Source organism: Capnocytophaga leadbetteri, assembly GCF_003054025.1.
Taxonomy (GTDB): Bacteria; Bacteroidota; Bacteroidia; order Flavobacteriales; family Flavobacteriaceae; genus Capnocytophaga; species Capnocytophaga leadbetteri.
Window position 1 is genome coordinate 238517 of the sequence record NZ_QBKG01000001.1, and the last position, 15517, is coordinate 254033.

The following is a 15517-nucleotide window of genomic DNA, read 5'->3' on the forward strand; positions in this document are numbered from 1 at the left end:
ATATTGGCGTAACTTTGCCCTTATAATATTAAATGAATTATGAGTTTACAAACTAAGGTAATGGACGCTCTGAAAGAAGCAATGAAAGCTAAAGATACCATTGCATTAGAATCATTAAGAGCTATTAAATCGGCTATACTGCTGGCTAAAACCGAAGCAGGAGCCGCTGCTGAACTAGCAGAAGAAGAGGAACTAAAACTCCTTCAGAAATTAGTAAAACAACGCAAAGATAGTGCTGCCTTATACGCACAGCAAGGAAGAAACGATTTGGCTGAACCCGAATTGGCACAAGTGGCAGTAATAGAAAAATTCTTACCTAAACAACTGTCGGAAGCAGAAGTAACAGAAGCCGTGAAAGCTATTATAGCTGAAGTAGGGGCGACCTCTGCCAAAGATATGGGCAAAGTAATGGGAGTAGCTACTAAGCAATTAGCGGGCAAAACCGATGGGAAAGTAATTTCGGCTATAGTAAAATCGCTATTAGCTTAAGCATAACAGAAAATTGGCTGCATAGTTCAACTGGATAGAATATCAGATTCCGGTTCTGACGATAGAGGTTCGAATCCCCTTGCGGTCACAACAAAAAAGCAGATGATACTTTATTAGAAAAAAGTATCAGCTGCTTTCTTTGCCTAATCATCAACATCTATACATCTTGAGGTACTTCCTGTTATACATATCGCTCTTCTTATCGCTAATAGCTTGTGATTCAGCTGAAAAGAAAGCTGTTATCACCCCTTTCACCTTTCCTGAAGATACGGCTGTTATCTATCGCATCAATGACAAAGACAATTTCTTAAGTGTTATCGCTAACAATTCGTTTTGGAAGCAGCATAACCCTCATTCTTTCCGTTTGCACGAGGTGAAGATACTCAATACCCTTCCTACTGATGAGAATCTGTGGGTGGCTTTTTCGGCTGATGATCATTTCTTTGCTGTAACGCCTCATATAACCAATGATAGCCTTAGTATCTGGAAAAAAGCGAATGATAAAGTGCAAAAGCAAGCCCAATTTGGCAAGGAATGGTTTTATACCCTACAGGGCGATTACCTCATTATAGGCGATACAGACAAAGTGGGTAGCTATGCCCAGCCCAAAGATAAACCCCTTACCACTCGTCAGCAGGATTTAGAAGCCTTGCAAAAACTCAGCAATAACGAGTGTGCCGCCAGTATTTTCCTTTCGCAGGAAGGGGCTAACACCTATTTTCGCTCTTTCTTTGGCACAGATGTACTGCCCAACAATAACAATTGGGTGACTTTTGACCTTTTTTTAGAAGAAAACAATGTGCGCTTTAGCGGTATTAGTCTTATCGACAAAGAAAACAATACTTCTGACTGTATGCTGCGCACGCAACCCTATCAGAACACTCTTATAGACCATTTGCCTGCACGAGTGCTTAAGCTCACCGCCTATTCGTTTGACGATGCCGACCTTATCAGTCTGCCTGACAGCTTGGCGCAGCAATCGCCTTTTCTTACGAGTGTTAATGGTATCGCTTTTGCCCAAACACTCGATGGTTATTTTGCAGTTGCTTCAACCTATAATGTAGATGATGCGCTACAGCAGTTGCCTGTACTATCTGAGGATTTTCAGTACAACTTCGCTATGTACGACCTAAATCCAGAGCTGCCGCTTTCTTTCTTTAAGGCTTTTGCCCCTGATTTTGCGCCTCGTTATGTAGGGGTATATCAGAGAAACCTTATATTTACCCCGACCCGCGAACTTCTTATCTCGGTAGTGAACGATATGCAGCGCGGCAATACCCTATCGTATAACAAAGCTTATCAACAATTAGCTCAGCACAGTGCCTCGAACGTTACTCTTAGCCGTATTGCTAACCTTTATGACCAATCTTCCTTTAGTTTGCAGTACCCTTATATAGCTGAGCATTACCGCTGGGCACTGTTTCAGCAAACCCCTCAGAACGATTACTACGTGCTGAACTTTGTATGCGAGCATCAGCCAGAAGGCAATCTTACTGACGAGATGCGAGAGCGCTTTCGCTTTGCCCTTGATGACCAGATGGTTATACCGCCTACTTTGCTACTAAACCACCGCACTAAGCAGTTGGAAGTAGCGGTACAAGATGCTAATAACGACCTTTACCTAATAGGCAATAACGGTTCGCTACTCTGGAAAAAGCACTTGGACGGCAAAATACAAAGTCCTATTTATCAAGTAGACCTTTTTAAGAATGGTTTTCTGCAAATGGCTTTTTCTACTGAAAAAACTGTATGGGTGTTAGACCGCAATGGCAAAGAGGTAGAGCCTTTCCCACGCAAGTACAAGGGACAGCTTACCCCTTTAGAGGTCTTTGACTATAATGCCGATCGGGAATATCGTTTTCTGTTTGCCGAAAATCAGACACTGCACCTGTTAGACCGCAAAGGACAAGTGGTAAAGGGCTTTTTTCAGCGTACTAATGGCAAGCCCCTCTACACCCCTAAGCACTTCAGGATTGCTGATCGGGATTATCTAATCTATGCCGCTGATAACGGTATTTTTAATATACTGCACCGCAATGGCGAAAACCGCATCACGGTGCGCGACCGCTATACTTTTTCTGACAATCCGCCTGCTGTGTGGAATGGACTTTTTATGTTTACCACCAATGAGGGCTATGCCGTATTTATAGATGAAAAGGGCGGTATCAGAAAAGAGAAAAAGAACCTTGAAGCTCCTTTCTACTGGGGTGGGAATAAGTACTTGCTCTATGCCCTTTCGGGTAATATACTTACTGTTGGGACTAAGAAAATAGAGCTGCTCAATGGTAAATACGAGCGTCCGCGTCTGTTTAGAATAGGAGGGACAAACTACGTAAGCGTAAATGACCTTTCTACCCAAAAAGCCTATTTGTACAACGATAAGGGCAACCTGATAAAGGATTTTCCTGTAGAATCGGTGTCGCCTATAGCTATTGATGTTGATTTGGACAGAACAGTGTGGATAGTCACTGAGAAAAGTCCTACTGAAATAGTCGTCTTTTCAGTTAGAAAATTAGAATAATACGGAAACTTAAAATAATATTATGAACAGATTACTTTTTTTATTAGCAGCAATATTTGTGTTTTGGGCTTGTACTAAAGATGAGCCGCAAGAAGAGACAGGAGGTAGTACCCAAACAACTACTACCCAAACAGGCACGGTTACAGCCACTACGCAGACCGCTACTACTCAAACCAGCACTACCCAGACGGCAACCACTCAAACCGACACTACCCAAACAGATAGTGAGGCTTCGCGTAAAGAAATACTCAGTTTTGCCGTAGTAGCTGCTGATAACACTGCCTATACGGCTACTGTATACAGCGAAACCATTGTGGCAATACTGCCTGACGATGCCCCTCTACAGCTTACCCCGCTCATAGATTTTGTGGGAGCCTCTATTAGTCCCGCATTGCAAACATCAATAAACTTTCAAAACCACGTTACCTATACGGTTACAGCAAAAGATGGCAGCAAGAGGCAGTACAAGGTAGTTGTTAGTCACTATAAAGATACGAAGGCAGAGATAGGCCCTATGGCTTTGAAGAGTGAAGACGGAGCTTTTCATACAAACTATGTTCCTGCTTATAGTTCGGATAGTGATATAATAACGGCTGTTATAACAGTGCCTACGGGTACGAATATAAAGAACTTAGAACCTTATTGTGCAGAATTTCCAGCAGGAGCGACTATCAATCCAGCGTTAGAAGTGCCTACCGACTTTACAAACCCTGTAACCTATACAGTTACGGCCAAAAATGGTTATCACAAAAGAGTGTATGTTCTATCAGTAGCGTTTAAAAAGCCTACCTCTATATCGATTAAAGAGTTTAAGGTAACTGATAATGCAGGAGTAGATGTAGTACACATCAAAACAGGATACCTACCTTCTGATAAGAGCCTTGTAAGAGCAGTGTTAATCAATAAAGAAACACAAGCTGAAATAAACCTTACTATCAAGCAGCTTGACCAAAAACAAAAGGTAATTATAGCAGAAGTGCCCTCTACTTACCAAAATGGTATTTACAACCTAAGACTTACCTTAGATGATATTACTGAACGAAGTGAATGGAACGTTGTGCTAATAAATGGTACCCCTCATTTTGGAGGTATTATGGATTACTTTACTTCTAGCCCAGGCAAGGTGCGCAATGTGTTAGTATGGCCTAAGGATATGCTTGAGGCACAAGTGTTTATAAAGAAAAACGAGATAGACCAATATACTTATTATTTGCGCAAAGCAGGAAAGGATTATCCTTTTATCAAGAAGTTTATAAGAAATGGTTCGTATTCTATAGACTTAGAAATGCCTAATGAGGTGCCTGCTCCTCCTGCTGAAGGTAATGATTTTTCTTTTGTGATGAAGAAAGGCAGTAAAGAATACGCTTTTCCGTTAGTGAATAGCAAAAAACAAGCTATACAAGTGCAAATAGCGGGTACCCCTGTGATACGTTCTATCTCTAAAACAGTACTTAACAAAGATGATGAGTTCACTATTTATGGCGAAAATATGGATTTTGATTTTATCTATAAACCATTCCCTACGAAGCTAATGTTAGAACCTTACAATTATACTTATGGTCGCCACTATATATATTTGACCCCTATACGTATTACTCGTACAAGTGCTACTTTTAAAATAACAGATGATGTGCGTGCAGGGCGATTTCATATAAGGTTGATAGTGACTAGTATCAATAAAGAATCAGAAGTGTATAGTCAGGATATTACTATCAATCGTCGTCCTTCTAACCACCCGCGTTTGACAGTAGAGAAAGCACTTTTATACAGTAAGACAGATGCTTATTATCCACAGCAAATACAACTTACTTTTAATGAAGAGTTAAAAAATGTATTGATAAAAGAGATAGTATTTTCTAAAGATATTGTAATAAAAAATACTATACGTTATCCTAAGGTGGTGATGTCGGGCAAGCTACCTATTGAGCAGTATGAAGCCCTTACCAGTGGTCGTGATGGGTATGCGCTAATAGAAGATAATGGGCGCGAATATAAGGTGTACTTTACCCTTTTGCCAGAAGCGAACAATATGTAACAACCTACAAAATATGAAACGGATTCGGATATTTCTAAAAGATAGCAGGACGCTCACTTTCGTAGTGTGCGTGCTGCTATCTGCTTTCTTATGGTCGCTGATAAGGCTCTCTAAAAACCTGTTGCGCGAAGTATCAGTGCCGGTGGTGGTTACTAACCTGCCTGCGCACCAAGTGTTGATGCCCTCAGCTCCTAATGCTATCAAGCTATTAGTAGAAGGCAATGGGTTTACCCTGCTGAAGACCTATTCGCAAAACGAAGCCCTAAGCGTAGACTATACAGACCTGAAACACATAGAAGGGGCTCAGTATTGTTTGTCTAAAAGCACCAGAGAGAAACTCACGAATACTTATCTGTCGAACTTTAAAATACGCTCGGTAGTCTCTGATACCCTTACACTGCTCTTAGAGAAGAAAGTCAGTAAGAAAATACCCGTGCTAATGCAGTTGAATGTAGAGTATGCCAAAGAATACCAGCTGACAGAACTGCGCATCACCCCTGATTCGGTAACAGCTTATGGCAGTCAAAAAGCGATAGATACCCTTACCCAAGTGACTTTTCAGTATACTAAAAAGAAGCATATCAAAGATAATTTTAGCAAAAACTATTCGCTTAAGAACACTAAATACATTACTTACGACCTTCATACTATCAAGATGGAAGCCTTTGTAGATAAGGTGAGTGAGCAACTGCTGAAAGTGCCTGTGCAGGTGATAAATGTGCCTAAAGACAGCCAAGTGAAGGTATTCCCCAATGAGATAACGGTACTTTGCACCGGCGACTTGAGCATACTGAAAGCACTTACCCCTAATGATATACAAGCTACGGCGGATTTTGCTAAAGCTGAAGGCAGTAGCATCAGTTTGCAGCTTAGCACTCAGAAAAAACGAATGAAGATAAGTTTCTTCGGTGAAGATAAAGTAGATTTTTTAATCAGAAAAGAATGAAAGTAGTAGGACTGACTGGAGGGATAGGGAGCGGCAAGAGCACTATAGCACGACTGTTTTCCGCTTTGGGCATAGCGGTATATGATTCGGATATCGAAGCCAAAAAACTCATTAATACTTCTGCTGAAATAAAGAAGCGCATCGTAGAGGTATTTGGGGCAGAGGCTTATGCTGAAGGGGTGTATAACCGCGCTTATATGGCCGACATCGTATTTCGCAATCCGGATAAGTTGGCGGTGCTTAATAGTATAGTGCACCCTGTGCTTGCCGACCACTTTAATCAGTGGGTTGCCCTACAGACCTCACCCTACGTTATAAAAGAAGCGGCAATACTCTTTGAGAGCGGTAGTTATAAAAACTGCGATTTCATCATCACAGTTACGGCACCTGAAACACTGCGCATCAGTAGGTGTATGAGCCGAGATGGGAGTACTGAAGCCCAAGTGCGCGCCCGTATGGCACAGCAATGGACAGACGCTCAGCGCATTGCCCTCTCAGACGCTGTGATTGAAAACATCAACTTAGAGGAAACAGAAAAGAGAGTGAGAGAATTGAACAACCTATTTATCAAAAACCAAAAATAATGGACTTCTGGAGTGTATTATATACCGTTGTGCTGTACAGTGCGCTTACGTTAGTAGGGGTACAGGTGTTTTACGCTATCAATAGGGTAGCACAGGCTACTTGGGCTACTGACTTATACCCTATTATGCAGCGCATTAGCACCCCTCTATGGGTGATAACTATAGCCTTATTAGCCTTATTGGCGTGGTGTAATGCCGAGCCTTACTATCTGTTGCGAGCAGGAGGCTATACCGCTGTGTGGTTAGTTTACCGCTATGGGGTGTTGCCAAGAGCAACTATAGCTGAGAAAACTTATCCCCACGTACTCTTCTTAGTTGTGTTTTTTCTTATAGAGTTACCCCTATCCGCCGATTGGCTTTTAAGCCTTACTCCGCACTGGCATAGTAGTCTTTACAGTTGGTATGTGCTTAGCAGTCTTCTTCTTTCGGCTATGGCCTTGGCTACCCTATTTAGTCGTTCGGCGCATTATGCCGATATGGGGAAATACGTATTTGCTTTTTCTTGTTTTTGGGCGTATCTTTGGTATTCGCAGTTTATGCTGATATGGTATGCCAATATACCTGAAGAAACGGCGTATTACGAAGTGCTGAAAGCTAATGGTTATACCCCTCTTCTTGTACTGATGATGCTTTTCAGCTTTGTATTGCCCTTCTTGCTACTGATGTCGGCAGCTGCCAAACGCCGCCGCCTTATACTCTTTGCGGCAGCAACTCTCGTGCTTATCGGGCAATTCCTAAATTTTTATTTACTGATAGTGCCTTTTGCTAATTTGCGAAATTGCTAATTGTTTTTTACCTTTGCGCTCTAATTGCAAGCAAATGACTTTTAAACCATTTTTATATTTCTTCTTTTTAGTTCTTTGTCCGATGTTGCTTTTGGCGCAAGAAGACAGAGAGTATGAGGGACGTAAGACTTCAGAAAAAGAAAGTTCTGTGACTTTTAAATCGTTACGCCCTAAAAAGAAAAAAGATAGTATCACCTTTACGGCAGATGCCTACAAGATAATCACTTATACACGCGATACTACCGCTATTGACACCTCTATATCGATAGCTAAATACTATCAACATAATGCTTGGGGCAAAGATATGTTTGGCAAGATGCCTTTTGGCAATATGGGTCAGCCCTATAATACGTTGGCTTATGACTTTCGTAAGCGCGCTTACTTGCCACAAATGGGAGCAGAGGCTAAAGCACAGCTATACCTCACCCCTGAAGAGGTGACTTATTATTACTTGCCTACCCCTATCACTCAGTTTACTTACAAATCAGGAATGGAGCAAGGGCAAACCCTTGATGTACTCTTTTCTGCTAACCTAAAGCCCACTACTAATATTTTCATCGCTTATAGAGGACTTCGCTCCTTGGGTAAATATCAGCGGGCACTGGTTAGTAATGGTAACTTTAGAGCAGGGGTTTCATACGTATCGCCTAATAAAAAGTATACTCTTTTTGCTCATTTTGCCAATCACGATATAGATAGTCAGGAGAATGGAGGTATGACGACCCCTCGGCAGTTTGAGAGTGGTGATAAGCAATTTAAAAACCGTGCTGTGATAGATATGAATCTGTTAGATGCTGAAAACCAGCGCGAGAGTAAGCGCTATTTTCTACAGCACGACTTCGCTTTCTTGCGACAACGCGATTCACTTTCCTCTTATAAACAAATACGCTTTCGTCACCTCTTTATGTACGAAACAGAGTACTACGCCTTTGGTGAGAGAGCTGCCAATGCTTATTTGGGCACGGCTTTAGTAAGTAGTAACCTTAGCGATAAGATGCGCTTGCAGAAGATGCACAATAGAGTAGGAGCAGAGTTAGAGTTGCCCTACTTGGGTAGGACATTCGTCTTTGGTAATGCTTATCACTACAATTACTATTTTCGCAATGCTTACTACGTAGGAGGAGTGCTACAGCGCCACCAGATAAAGGACACCGACCTAAGTATAGGGCTGCAGTGGCATAAGAAAGTTGGGGGCTTTAGCATTACAGCTGAAGGCGAACAAACCTTTGTAGGCAAGATGACAGGCACACAGCTGAAGGGTACGCTATCGTATGCATTAGATGCTCAGAACAAGCTAAGTGCAGGGACTATGCTGCATTCTGCTATGCCTAACTTCAACTATCTGCTTTACCAAAGTGATTATAAGAATTACAATTGGGATAATTACACTTCCTTTGGAAAGGAGAATAACCAAACGCTTTATGCCGACCTGCAAACACAATGGGGTAGTGTGCATTTAGACCTTACCAACCTAAATAATTATACTTATTTTAAACCACAATCTACAGGGCAAGTAGCCCCAGCGCAATACGGAGGAAATATTCAGTATTTGCAACTCAAGCTACACAAAGAATTTGTTTTTGGCAAGTTTGGACTCGACAACACGCTTCTCTATCAGCAGGTAGTGCAAGACGAGTCAGTGCTTAATGTGCCGGCATTCGTCACTCGGAATAGTTTTTATTTCAAGAGTCCGCTTTTTAACAAAGCAATGATACTGCAGACAGGTATAGGGCTTAACTATTTTAGTAAGTATTACGCTAATGAGTACAATCCGCTATTAGCAGAATTTCAGGTGCAAGATGCACAGAAGATAGGCAACTACCCTATGCTTGACTTCTTTTTGAATGCCAAGGTACGTACCATGCGTATTTTCTTTAGCTTAGAGCAGTTTCACGTACCGCTGAGCAACTTGTTACCCTCTGTTTTAGGCAATCCATACCGCTATTATGCTACCCCTCGACAGCCTTACCGCGATTTTATCATACGTTTGGGGGTGAAGTGGAACCTGTTCAATTAACGAAAGGCTATTTACCTCTATATTTTAAAATAACAACAAATGACAAGAAAGACCATTTTTGATACGCAAGTATTAGGGCACCCAGCAGGACTGTTTGTGCTCTTCTTTACCGAAATGTGGGAGCGCTTCTCTTTTTACGGGATGCGCGTGCTACTGATTAACTTTTTAACAATGACCCTCATAGGCTATAACCCAGGTTGGGAATGGAGTACTGAAAACGCAGGAGCTCTCTTTGGCACCTATGTGATGTTGCTCTACCTCACCCCTATATTAGGAGGTATAGTAGCAGATAAGTTTACCGGTTATCGCTGGGCAGTTATTATCGGGGCAGTTATCATCACGTTAGGGCACGTGTCAATGGCGTTTGAGACGGAGTGGTCGCTCTATTTAGGGTTAGCATTTCTGGTGATAGGTACTGGTTTTTTCAAACCTAATATGGTGTCGTTTGTTTCGGAAATGTATAAAGACCTACCTCAGAAGAAAGATGCCGCTTACACCATTTTCTATATGGGGGTAAATTCAGGGGCTTTCTTTGGTATGATGCTTTGTGGCTATTTGGCAGAGCGCATAGGCTGGAGCTGGGGCTTTGGTTTAGCAGGAATTTTTATGTTGCTCGGCACTATACAGTTTTGGTTTGCCAAACCACTCTTTGGCAGTATAGGCGATAAACCTACTACACCAGAGAAAAAAGAGGCGGTAGCAACCCCGCAAGATGAGGAAGAAAAACCTAATCCGTTTACGGTGCTCGATAAGGTGTTAATAGCCTTGGCAGCAGTGATAGGAGTAGGCTATGCGCTAAACGACCCGCTTTCTAAAATATGGAATACAGACCTTTTTGCGTGGGCATCATTGCCTACCCTAAAAGGGCAATACGTAGCGGTAATAGTAGGTTTGGTGGCTTTCTTCTTCTTGATAGCCAGTAGGATAATGCGCTATACCCGCATCGTACGCGATAGAATGCTAACGGTGGTTATCTTTGGCTTCTTTGTAGTTTTCTTTTGGCTTTCGTTTGAGCAAGGCGCTTCGTCTCTTATCATTTTTGCCCGTGATAATGTGGAACGTGAGCTACACGGCAATTGGGCAGTGCTATACAATATTTTTAATGCACTGCTGACAGTTATTCCGCTGCTACTCATTAGTTATGTGTTGTTTATACTTGTAAAGAAAACCTATAAAAAGATATTCCCCGCAGTAGTAGTGCTCCTGACCTGTTTTTCATTGGTATGGGGTATAGCAGCGTGGATGCTCAATCGCGATTTTAAGACTACCGCCTATAGCGTGACTTACGAAGCCTACGAAACGACAGATACACAAGGAAGAACCGTGTACTTGCCTATCACTGAAGAAAATAGGGCTGAAGATGTTGCGAAGAAGAGAGTAACACGCAGTACTATCATAGGGGTAGTAGATGAGCCGCTGCAAGTGGGTAGTACTATAAAATTATTGTCTAAGAACAACAAAAACACCTCATTCGGCTACGTAAATACAGCTAAAGAGCAATGGGCGCGCGAGCGAGGTGCCACCTTAGGCAAAGACAATGGGCTGATACCAGCTACCGTTACTGAAGTACGCGACAACTGGGTAGAGGCTACTGTATCGTGGTTTTCGATACTCAATTCATTCTTTATCATTGCTTTAGCGAGTTTGTTCTCGCGCTGGTGGGATAGCCGATACAATCCGCCCGCAGCAGTAAAATACGGTATAGGCTTGCTGATGTTGTCTGTAGGGTTTGGACTTTTGGCTATAGGCTCCAGCGGCGTTACTCACGGGGTGAAAGTAAGTATGCTGTGGCTGTTCTTTGCCTATATGTTCAATACTATGGGTGAGTTATGCTTATCGCCTGTTGGACTTTCGTACGTATCGAAACTCGTTCCTGGGCGGATGATCGCCTTTATGTTTGGCGTGTGGTACTTAGCAGTAGCTATAGGGCATAAGTTGGCAGCAGTAGTAGGGGGGCAGATAGAAAATATTACTCGACAATATAGTTTGAGTACTTTCTTTTTGATATTCACTATTGTGCCCGCTACGGCAGGGGTGCTGATAATACTGCTCACCCCTTTTATAAAGAAGCTGATGCACGGGGTGAAGTAATCTATTGATTAGCTAATTTGTCAATTTGCTGATTAAAAGATTAATTATCAGTTTATTATAAAGCTGTGAGAAATATAATTAATTAAAAAATTTGCATTTTCAAAAAAAATATTCTACCTTTGGGGCTGTGTTTTTAATATAAATGTAATGGCTATATTTAATAAAGAAAGAGACAATAAAACTATGGCAGCAGAAAATACATCAGGAAGTAGCAACCGTATCGTTGCAGAAACTAAGTTTAAAGGAGAAATCAACTCTAAGTCTGATTTCAGAATAGATGGTGAGGTAGAAGGTACTTTTCAGACTTCTGGCAAATTAGTAGTGGGCAGAACCGGTGTGATAAATGGTACTGTGATATGCGAAAATGCCGATATAGAAGGGAAAGTAACAGGCACTATCAAAATTAGTAGTGTGCTAAGCCTCAAATCGACTGCAGTGGTAGAAGGTGAGGTGTATGTAGACAAACTTTCAATAGAACCAGGAGCGGTATTTAACGTAACTTGTACAATGAAAGGCGGTAAAAACTTTACCAATGAAAAACAGCAGAATGCCAACGAAAAACCACTTAAATAAGTGGATATACTTCTCACAAGCAGGACTACAAATGGCTATTACTATAGCTGTTTGTAGTTTTTTTGGTGTTTGGCTAGATACCAAACTACCTAACGACTACTCGCTCTGTACAGTGGTGTGCAGCCTTATAGGGGTGATAGGGGCAATGTACAGCATTATCAGAAAAGCCCAACGAATGACCGATGAATCGTAGCCTTAAATACTTACTTTTATACCTTATAGCCCTATTGCCTATAGCAGCAGGTCTATACTATATTGCCAATTACTACATCAATGAACAAGGGATAGCCCTTTTTTATAGTGCTGCCCAAATAGCAGGGGTGCATAGCGGGTTGTCATTAGTGCTCTTTGCTATTATTTTGGCAGTGAATAGTTGGCATCCTACCTATACGGCATTTGCTTTTATGGGGGCATTGGTGGTACGACTGATTTTTGTGGTAATAGCAGCATTGCCATTGGCTACCGCTGCCAGTCTATATCCTTATCACGAAGCCCTATTTATTATTATCCCCTCATTTGTGATGATTGCTTTAGAGGCTGTCTTTACGATTAGAAAATTAGCAGATTAGCAAATTGACAAAGAATTTTTATATTTTTATAGCACTACTATGCGCTATGGCTTGGGGGTGGCTATTGGGGCAACAAGTTATGCAATCGCATAATGTAGGACTTACAGTTTGCACTCTAAAAGCAGTGACAGGCTATCCTTGTCCGTCTTGTGGCACTACTCGTTCGGCTAGTGCCCTAATAGCAGGTCATTGGAAAGAAGGACTGTATGCCAATCCGCTGGGGGGAGTAGTTTTAGTGTGGCTTATCATTACCACTTTGTGGTTGCTGTACGACGCCTTAGTGTGGCGCAACACCCTGCAACAAGCCTATAAGAGAGTAGGACGCATACTACAGAAGAGGTATGTTTGGATACCACTTGCGGTACTAATAGCACTTAATTGGGTGTGGAATATTCAGAAAGGATTATGAGAATTTTATCTATTGATTACGGTACAAAACGGACAGGCTTAGCGGTGACAGACCCTTTGAAGCTGATAGCATCGGGGCTTACTACAGTTGATACGCCTCAGTTGCTTCCGTTTTTAGAAAAATATACAGCTGAAGAAGCGGTAGAGGCTTTTGTGATAGGATTGCCTAAACGACTTAACAATGAAGACTCGGCTGTAGAAGCTGATATTCAGCAACTACTCACTAAGCTGAAAGAACGTTTCCCCACTATTAAAATACATCGGTATGATGAGCGTTTTACTTCGAAAATAGCTTTTCAAACGATGATAGATAGCGGGCTTAAGAAAAAACAACGACAAAATAAAGCACTTATTGATGAAATAAGTGCGACACTGATATTGCAAGATTTTTTAAATTTAGCGAATTAATAATCTGATGAAACCTCCAAAAGCGAAGAAAATACCCCATATATTTAATGAGTTTGGCAACAAGCGCGTGGATAATTACTATTGGCTGCGAGAGCGTGAAAACCCTGAGGTGATTGCCTATTTAGAGGCGGAAAACGCCTATTACAAAGCGGAGACGGCACATACCCAAGCGCTGCAAGATACGCTTTTTGCTGAGATGAAAGCCCGCATAAAAGAAGATGACAGTTCGGTGCCTTATTACTATAATGGGTATTGGTATCGCACTCGCTATGAGGTAGGCAAAGATTACCCTATCTATCTAAGACAGCGTGAGACCTTAGAAGCACCTGAAGAAGTGCTATTTGATTGCAATGCAATGGCCAAAGGTAAGGCTTACTTTCAATTGGATAGCTTTGCCGTAAGTGATGACAACCAGTGGGCGGTGTATGGAGTTGATACTGTGTCGCGCCGCCAATACACGCTACAAATTAAGAACCTTAGCACAGGCGAAGTACTGCCTTACCAGATAAAAAACACTAATGGGCAAGCGGTATGGGCAGCTGACAACCACACCATTTTCTACGCAAAAAATCACACAAAAACCCTCCGTACTTATAAGATATACCGACATACATTGGGCACAGACCCTAAAAATGATGTGTTGGTGTTTTGGGAAAAAGATGATACTTTTGACACCTATGTATATCGCGAAAAGTCTCGTAAATATATAGTAATAGGCAGTGAGAGTACCCTTACTTCAGAATACCAAATCCTTAATGCATACACCCCACACGAGAGTTTTAAAGTATTTCAGTCGCGCATAAGAGGGCTTGAGTACGACATAGCACATTACGAAGACTTTTTTTATATTCTCACCAATAAAGACGGGGCAACTAACTTTAAATTGATCCGCACTCCTGAAGCAGCTACCGAGCAAGAATATTGGCAGGAGGTAATTGCACATCGTCCTGAAGTACGACTTAATGATATAGAAATTTTTAAAGAATATTTGGTAATAGAGGAAGTGTATAACGGTTTGGAACGCATACAGATACGCAGTTGGGATGGCTCTGTATGTTATTACCTGCCTTTTGAGAGTGAAACTTATACCGCTTATACTACTCAGAATGTAGCTTTTGAGACCGAATGGCTGCGCTATAATTATCAATCACTGGCGACCCCAGCCTCGATAATAGAGTACAATATGCGTACAGGAGAGCAGCGCATACTGAAAGAACAAGAGATATTAGGCGGAACTTTCAGTAAAGAGAATTACGTAGAAGAACGGCTTTGGGCTACCGCCCCTGATGGCACAAAAGTGCCTATCTCGCTTGTATATCGCAAGGGAATTGAGAAAAATGGTGCAAATCCTTTGCTGCTTTATGGTTATGGGGCTTATGGGGTGACCATTAATCCTTATTTTTCTACTACGCGTTTGAGTTTGTTAGACAGAGGTTTTATTTATGCCATAGCACATATACGCGGAGGGGAGTATTTGGGTAGGAATTGGTATGAAGACGGCAAACTGCTCAAGAAGAAACATACTTTTGATGATTTTATAGCTTGTTCGCGTTACCTTATCGACCAGCAATACACTTCGCCATCGCATCTTTATGCCGAAGGAGGTTCAGCAGGAGGCTTGCTGATAGGAGCTGTGATTAATGAAGCACCAGAACTTTATAAGGCAGTGATAGCCTCAGTACCTTTTGTAGATGTGGTGACTACTATGCTCGATGAGAGCATCCCCCTAACAACAGGAGAGTATGATGAGTGGGGGAATCCTAATGAAAAAGAGTATTACGAATATATGCTTTCTTATTCGCCTTACGACCAAGTGCGTCGGCAAGCCTATCCAGCTATATATGTTTCGGCTGGGCTACACGACTCGCAAGTGCAGTACTGGGAGCCAGCTAAGTGGGTAGCCAAACTGCGCGAGCTAAAAACAGATACCCACCCACTTTATTTAGATACTAATATGGAGGCTGGTCACGGGGGAGCTTCGGGACGCTTTGAAGCCTTGAAAGAAACGGCCAAAGAATACGCGTTTTTAATTAGCCAATTAGCAGATTAGCAAATTTTTACATTTGCTAAAACTCGTGCATTCTAATTTCT

Annotated in this window: 14 protein-coding genes and 1 tRNA gene; all 15 read left to right on the forward strand. The window is 41.9% G+C overall.

Annotation, left to right across the window (positions count from 1 at the left end; genetic code table 11):
- Window positions 1-39: 39 nt before the first annotated feature.
- The 15 genes from C8P65_RS01290 (at window position 40) to C8P65_RS01360 (ending at window position 15476) form a co-directional block, all read left to right on the forward strand.
- Window positions 40-489, forward strand: a complete 450-nt coding sequence (locus tag C8P65_RS01290) for a GatB/YqeY domain-containing protein (RefSeq protein ID WP_095913513.1) — start codon at window positions 40-42, stop codon at window positions 487-489.
- Window positions 490-504: 15 nt separating this feature from the next.
- Window positions 505-577, forward strand: a tRNA-Arg gene (locus C8P65_RS01295).
- 51 nt (window positions 578-628) lie between these two features.
- Entirely contained in the window at window positions 629-3010 is a 2382-nt protein-coding gene (locus C8P65_RS01300) for a hypothetical protein (RefSeq protein WP_245887265.1), read from the forward strand.
- Between the two features lie 22 nt (window positions 3011-3032).
- Window positions 3033-5045: a DUF5018 domain-containing protein gene (locus C8P65_RS01305; protein WP_107780635.1), complete on the forward strand. Its 2013-nt coding sequence runs from the start codon at window positions 3033-3035 to the stop codon at window positions 5043-5045.
- Between the two features lie 13 nt (window positions 5046-5058).
- Entirely contained in the window at window positions 5059-5991 is a 933-nt protein-coding gene (locus tag C8P65_RS01310; protein ID WP_107780637.1) for a YbbR-like domain-containing protein, read from the forward strand.
- On the forward strand, window positions 5988-6575 hold the full coding sequence (gene coaE / locus C8P65_RS01315; protein WP_107780639.1) for a dephospho-CoA kinase: 588 nt from the start codon (window positions 5988-5990) through the stop codon (window positions 6573-6575). The genes C8P65_RS01310 and coaE overlap by 4 nt, the downstream gene beginning before the upstream one ends.
- Window positions 6575-7360, forward strand: a complete 786-nt coding sequence (locus C8P65_RS01320) for a hypothetical protein (protein WP_107780642.1) — start codon at window positions 6575-6577, stop codon at window positions 7358-7360. The genes coaE and C8P65_RS01320 overlap by 1 nt, the downstream gene beginning before the upstream one ends.
- Window positions 7361-7394: 34 nt before the next feature.
- Window positions 7395-9377 carry a putative porin gene (locus C8P65_RS01325; protein WP_107780644.1) on the forward strand — a complete coding sequence of 661 codons (1983 nt, stop codon included), beginning with the start codon at window positions 7395-7397 and terminating at the stop codon, window positions 9375-9377.
- A gap of 39 nt (window positions 9378-9416) precedes the next feature.
- A complete protein-coding gene (locus tag C8P65_RS01330; RefSeq protein ID WP_107780646.1) occupies window positions 9417-11468 on the forward strand; it encodes a peptide MFS transporter in 2052 nt (683 codons plus the stop codon).
- A gap of 147 nt (window positions 11469-11615) precedes the next feature.
- Window positions 11616-12041: a bactofilin family protein gene (locus tag C8P65_RS01335; RefSeq protein WP_009389578.1), complete on the forward strand. Its 426-nt coding sequence runs from the start codon at window positions 11616-11618 to the stop codon at window positions 12039-12041.
- Complete coding sequence (locus C8P65_RS01340) at window positions 12016-12234, forward strand: AtpZ/AtpI family protein (RefSeq protein ID WP_107780648.1); 219 nt, start codon at window positions 12016-12018, stop codon at window positions 12232-12234. The genes C8P65_RS01335 and C8P65_RS01340 overlap by 26 nt, the downstream gene beginning before the upstream one ends.
- Window positions 12224-12610: a hypothetical protein gene (locus C8P65_RS01345; RefSeq protein WP_107780650.1), complete on the forward strand. Its 387-nt coding sequence runs from the start codon at window positions 12224-12226 to the stop codon at window positions 12608-12610. Before C8P65_RS01340 ends, C8P65_RS01345 begins: the two co-directional genes overlap by 11 nt.
- 4 nt (window positions 12611-12614) lie before the next feature.
- Window positions 12615-13019: a DUF2752 domain-containing protein gene (locus C8P65_RS01350; RefSeq protein WP_245887267.1), complete on the forward strand. Its 405-nt coding sequence runs from the start codon at window positions 12615-12617 to the stop codon at window positions 13017-13019.
- Window positions 13016-13426, forward strand: coding sequence for a Holliday junction resolvase RuvX (gene ruvX / locus C8P65_RS01355; RefSeq protein WP_009389574.1), 411 nt, complete (start codon window positions 13016-13018; stop codon window positions 13424-13426). Before C8P65_RS01350 ends, ruvX begins: the two co-directional genes overlap by 4 nt.
- 7 nt (window positions 13427-13433) lie before the next feature.
- A complete protein-coding gene (locus tag C8P65_RS01360) occupies window positions 13434-15476 on the forward strand; it encodes a S9 family peptidase (RefSeq protein WP_211305869.1) in 2043 nt (680 codons plus the stop codon).
- The last annotated feature ends 41 nt before the right edge of the window (window positions 15477-15517 follow it).

What these genes read in the sequence shown, in the direction of transcription:
- C8P65_RS01290 (WP_095913513.1), top strand. Translation starts at nt 40, where the DNA reads ATGAGTTTACAAACTAAGGTAATGGACGCTCTGAAAGAAGCAATGAAA.
- C8P65_RS01305 (WP_107780635.1), top strand. Translation starts at nt 3,033, where the DNA reads ATGAACAGATTACTTTTTTTATTAGCAGCAATATTTGTGTTTTGGGCT.
- C8P65_RS01310 (WP_107780637.1), top strand. Translation starts at nt 5,059, where the DNA reads ATGAAACGGATTCGGATATTTCTAAAAGATAGCAGGACGCTCACTTTC.
- coaE (WP_107780639.1), top strand. Translation starts at nt 5,988, where the DNA reads ATGAAAGTAGTAGGACTGACTGGAGGGATAGGGAGCGGCAAGAGCACT.
- C8P65_RS01320 (WP_107780642.1), top strand. Translation starts at nt 6,575, where the DNA reads ATGGACTTCTGGAGTGTATTATATACCGTTGTGCTGTACAGTGCGCTT.
- C8P65_RS01325 (WP_107780644.1), top strand. Translation starts at nt 7,395, where the DNA reads ATGACTTTTAAACCATTTTTATATTTCTTCTTTTTAGTTCTTTGTCCG.
- C8P65_RS01330 (WP_107780646.1), top strand. Translation starts at nt 9,417, where the DNA reads ATGACAAGAAAGACCATTTTTGATACGCAAGTATTAGGGCACCCAGCA.
- C8P65_RS01335 (WP_009389578.1), top strand. Translation starts at nt 11,616, where the DNA reads ATGGCTATATTTAATAAAGAAAGAGACAATAAAACTATGGCAGCAGAA.
- C8P65_RS01340 (WP_107780648.1), top strand. Translation starts at nt 12,016, where the DNA reads ATGCCAACGAAAAACCACTTAAATAAGTGGATATACTTCTCACAAGCA.
- C8P65_RS01345 (WP_107780650.1), top strand. Translation starts at nt 12,224, where the DNA reads ATGAATCGTAGCCTTAAATACTTACTTTTATACCTTATAGCCCTATTG.
- ruvX (WP_009389574.1), top strand. Translation starts at nt 13,016, where the DNA reads ATGAGAATTTTATCTATTGATTACGGTACAAAACGGACAGGCTTAGCG.
- C8P65_RS01360 (WP_211305869.1), top strand. Translation starts at nt 13,434, where the DNA reads ATGAAACCTCCAAAAGCGAAGAAAATACCCCATATATTTAATGAGTTT.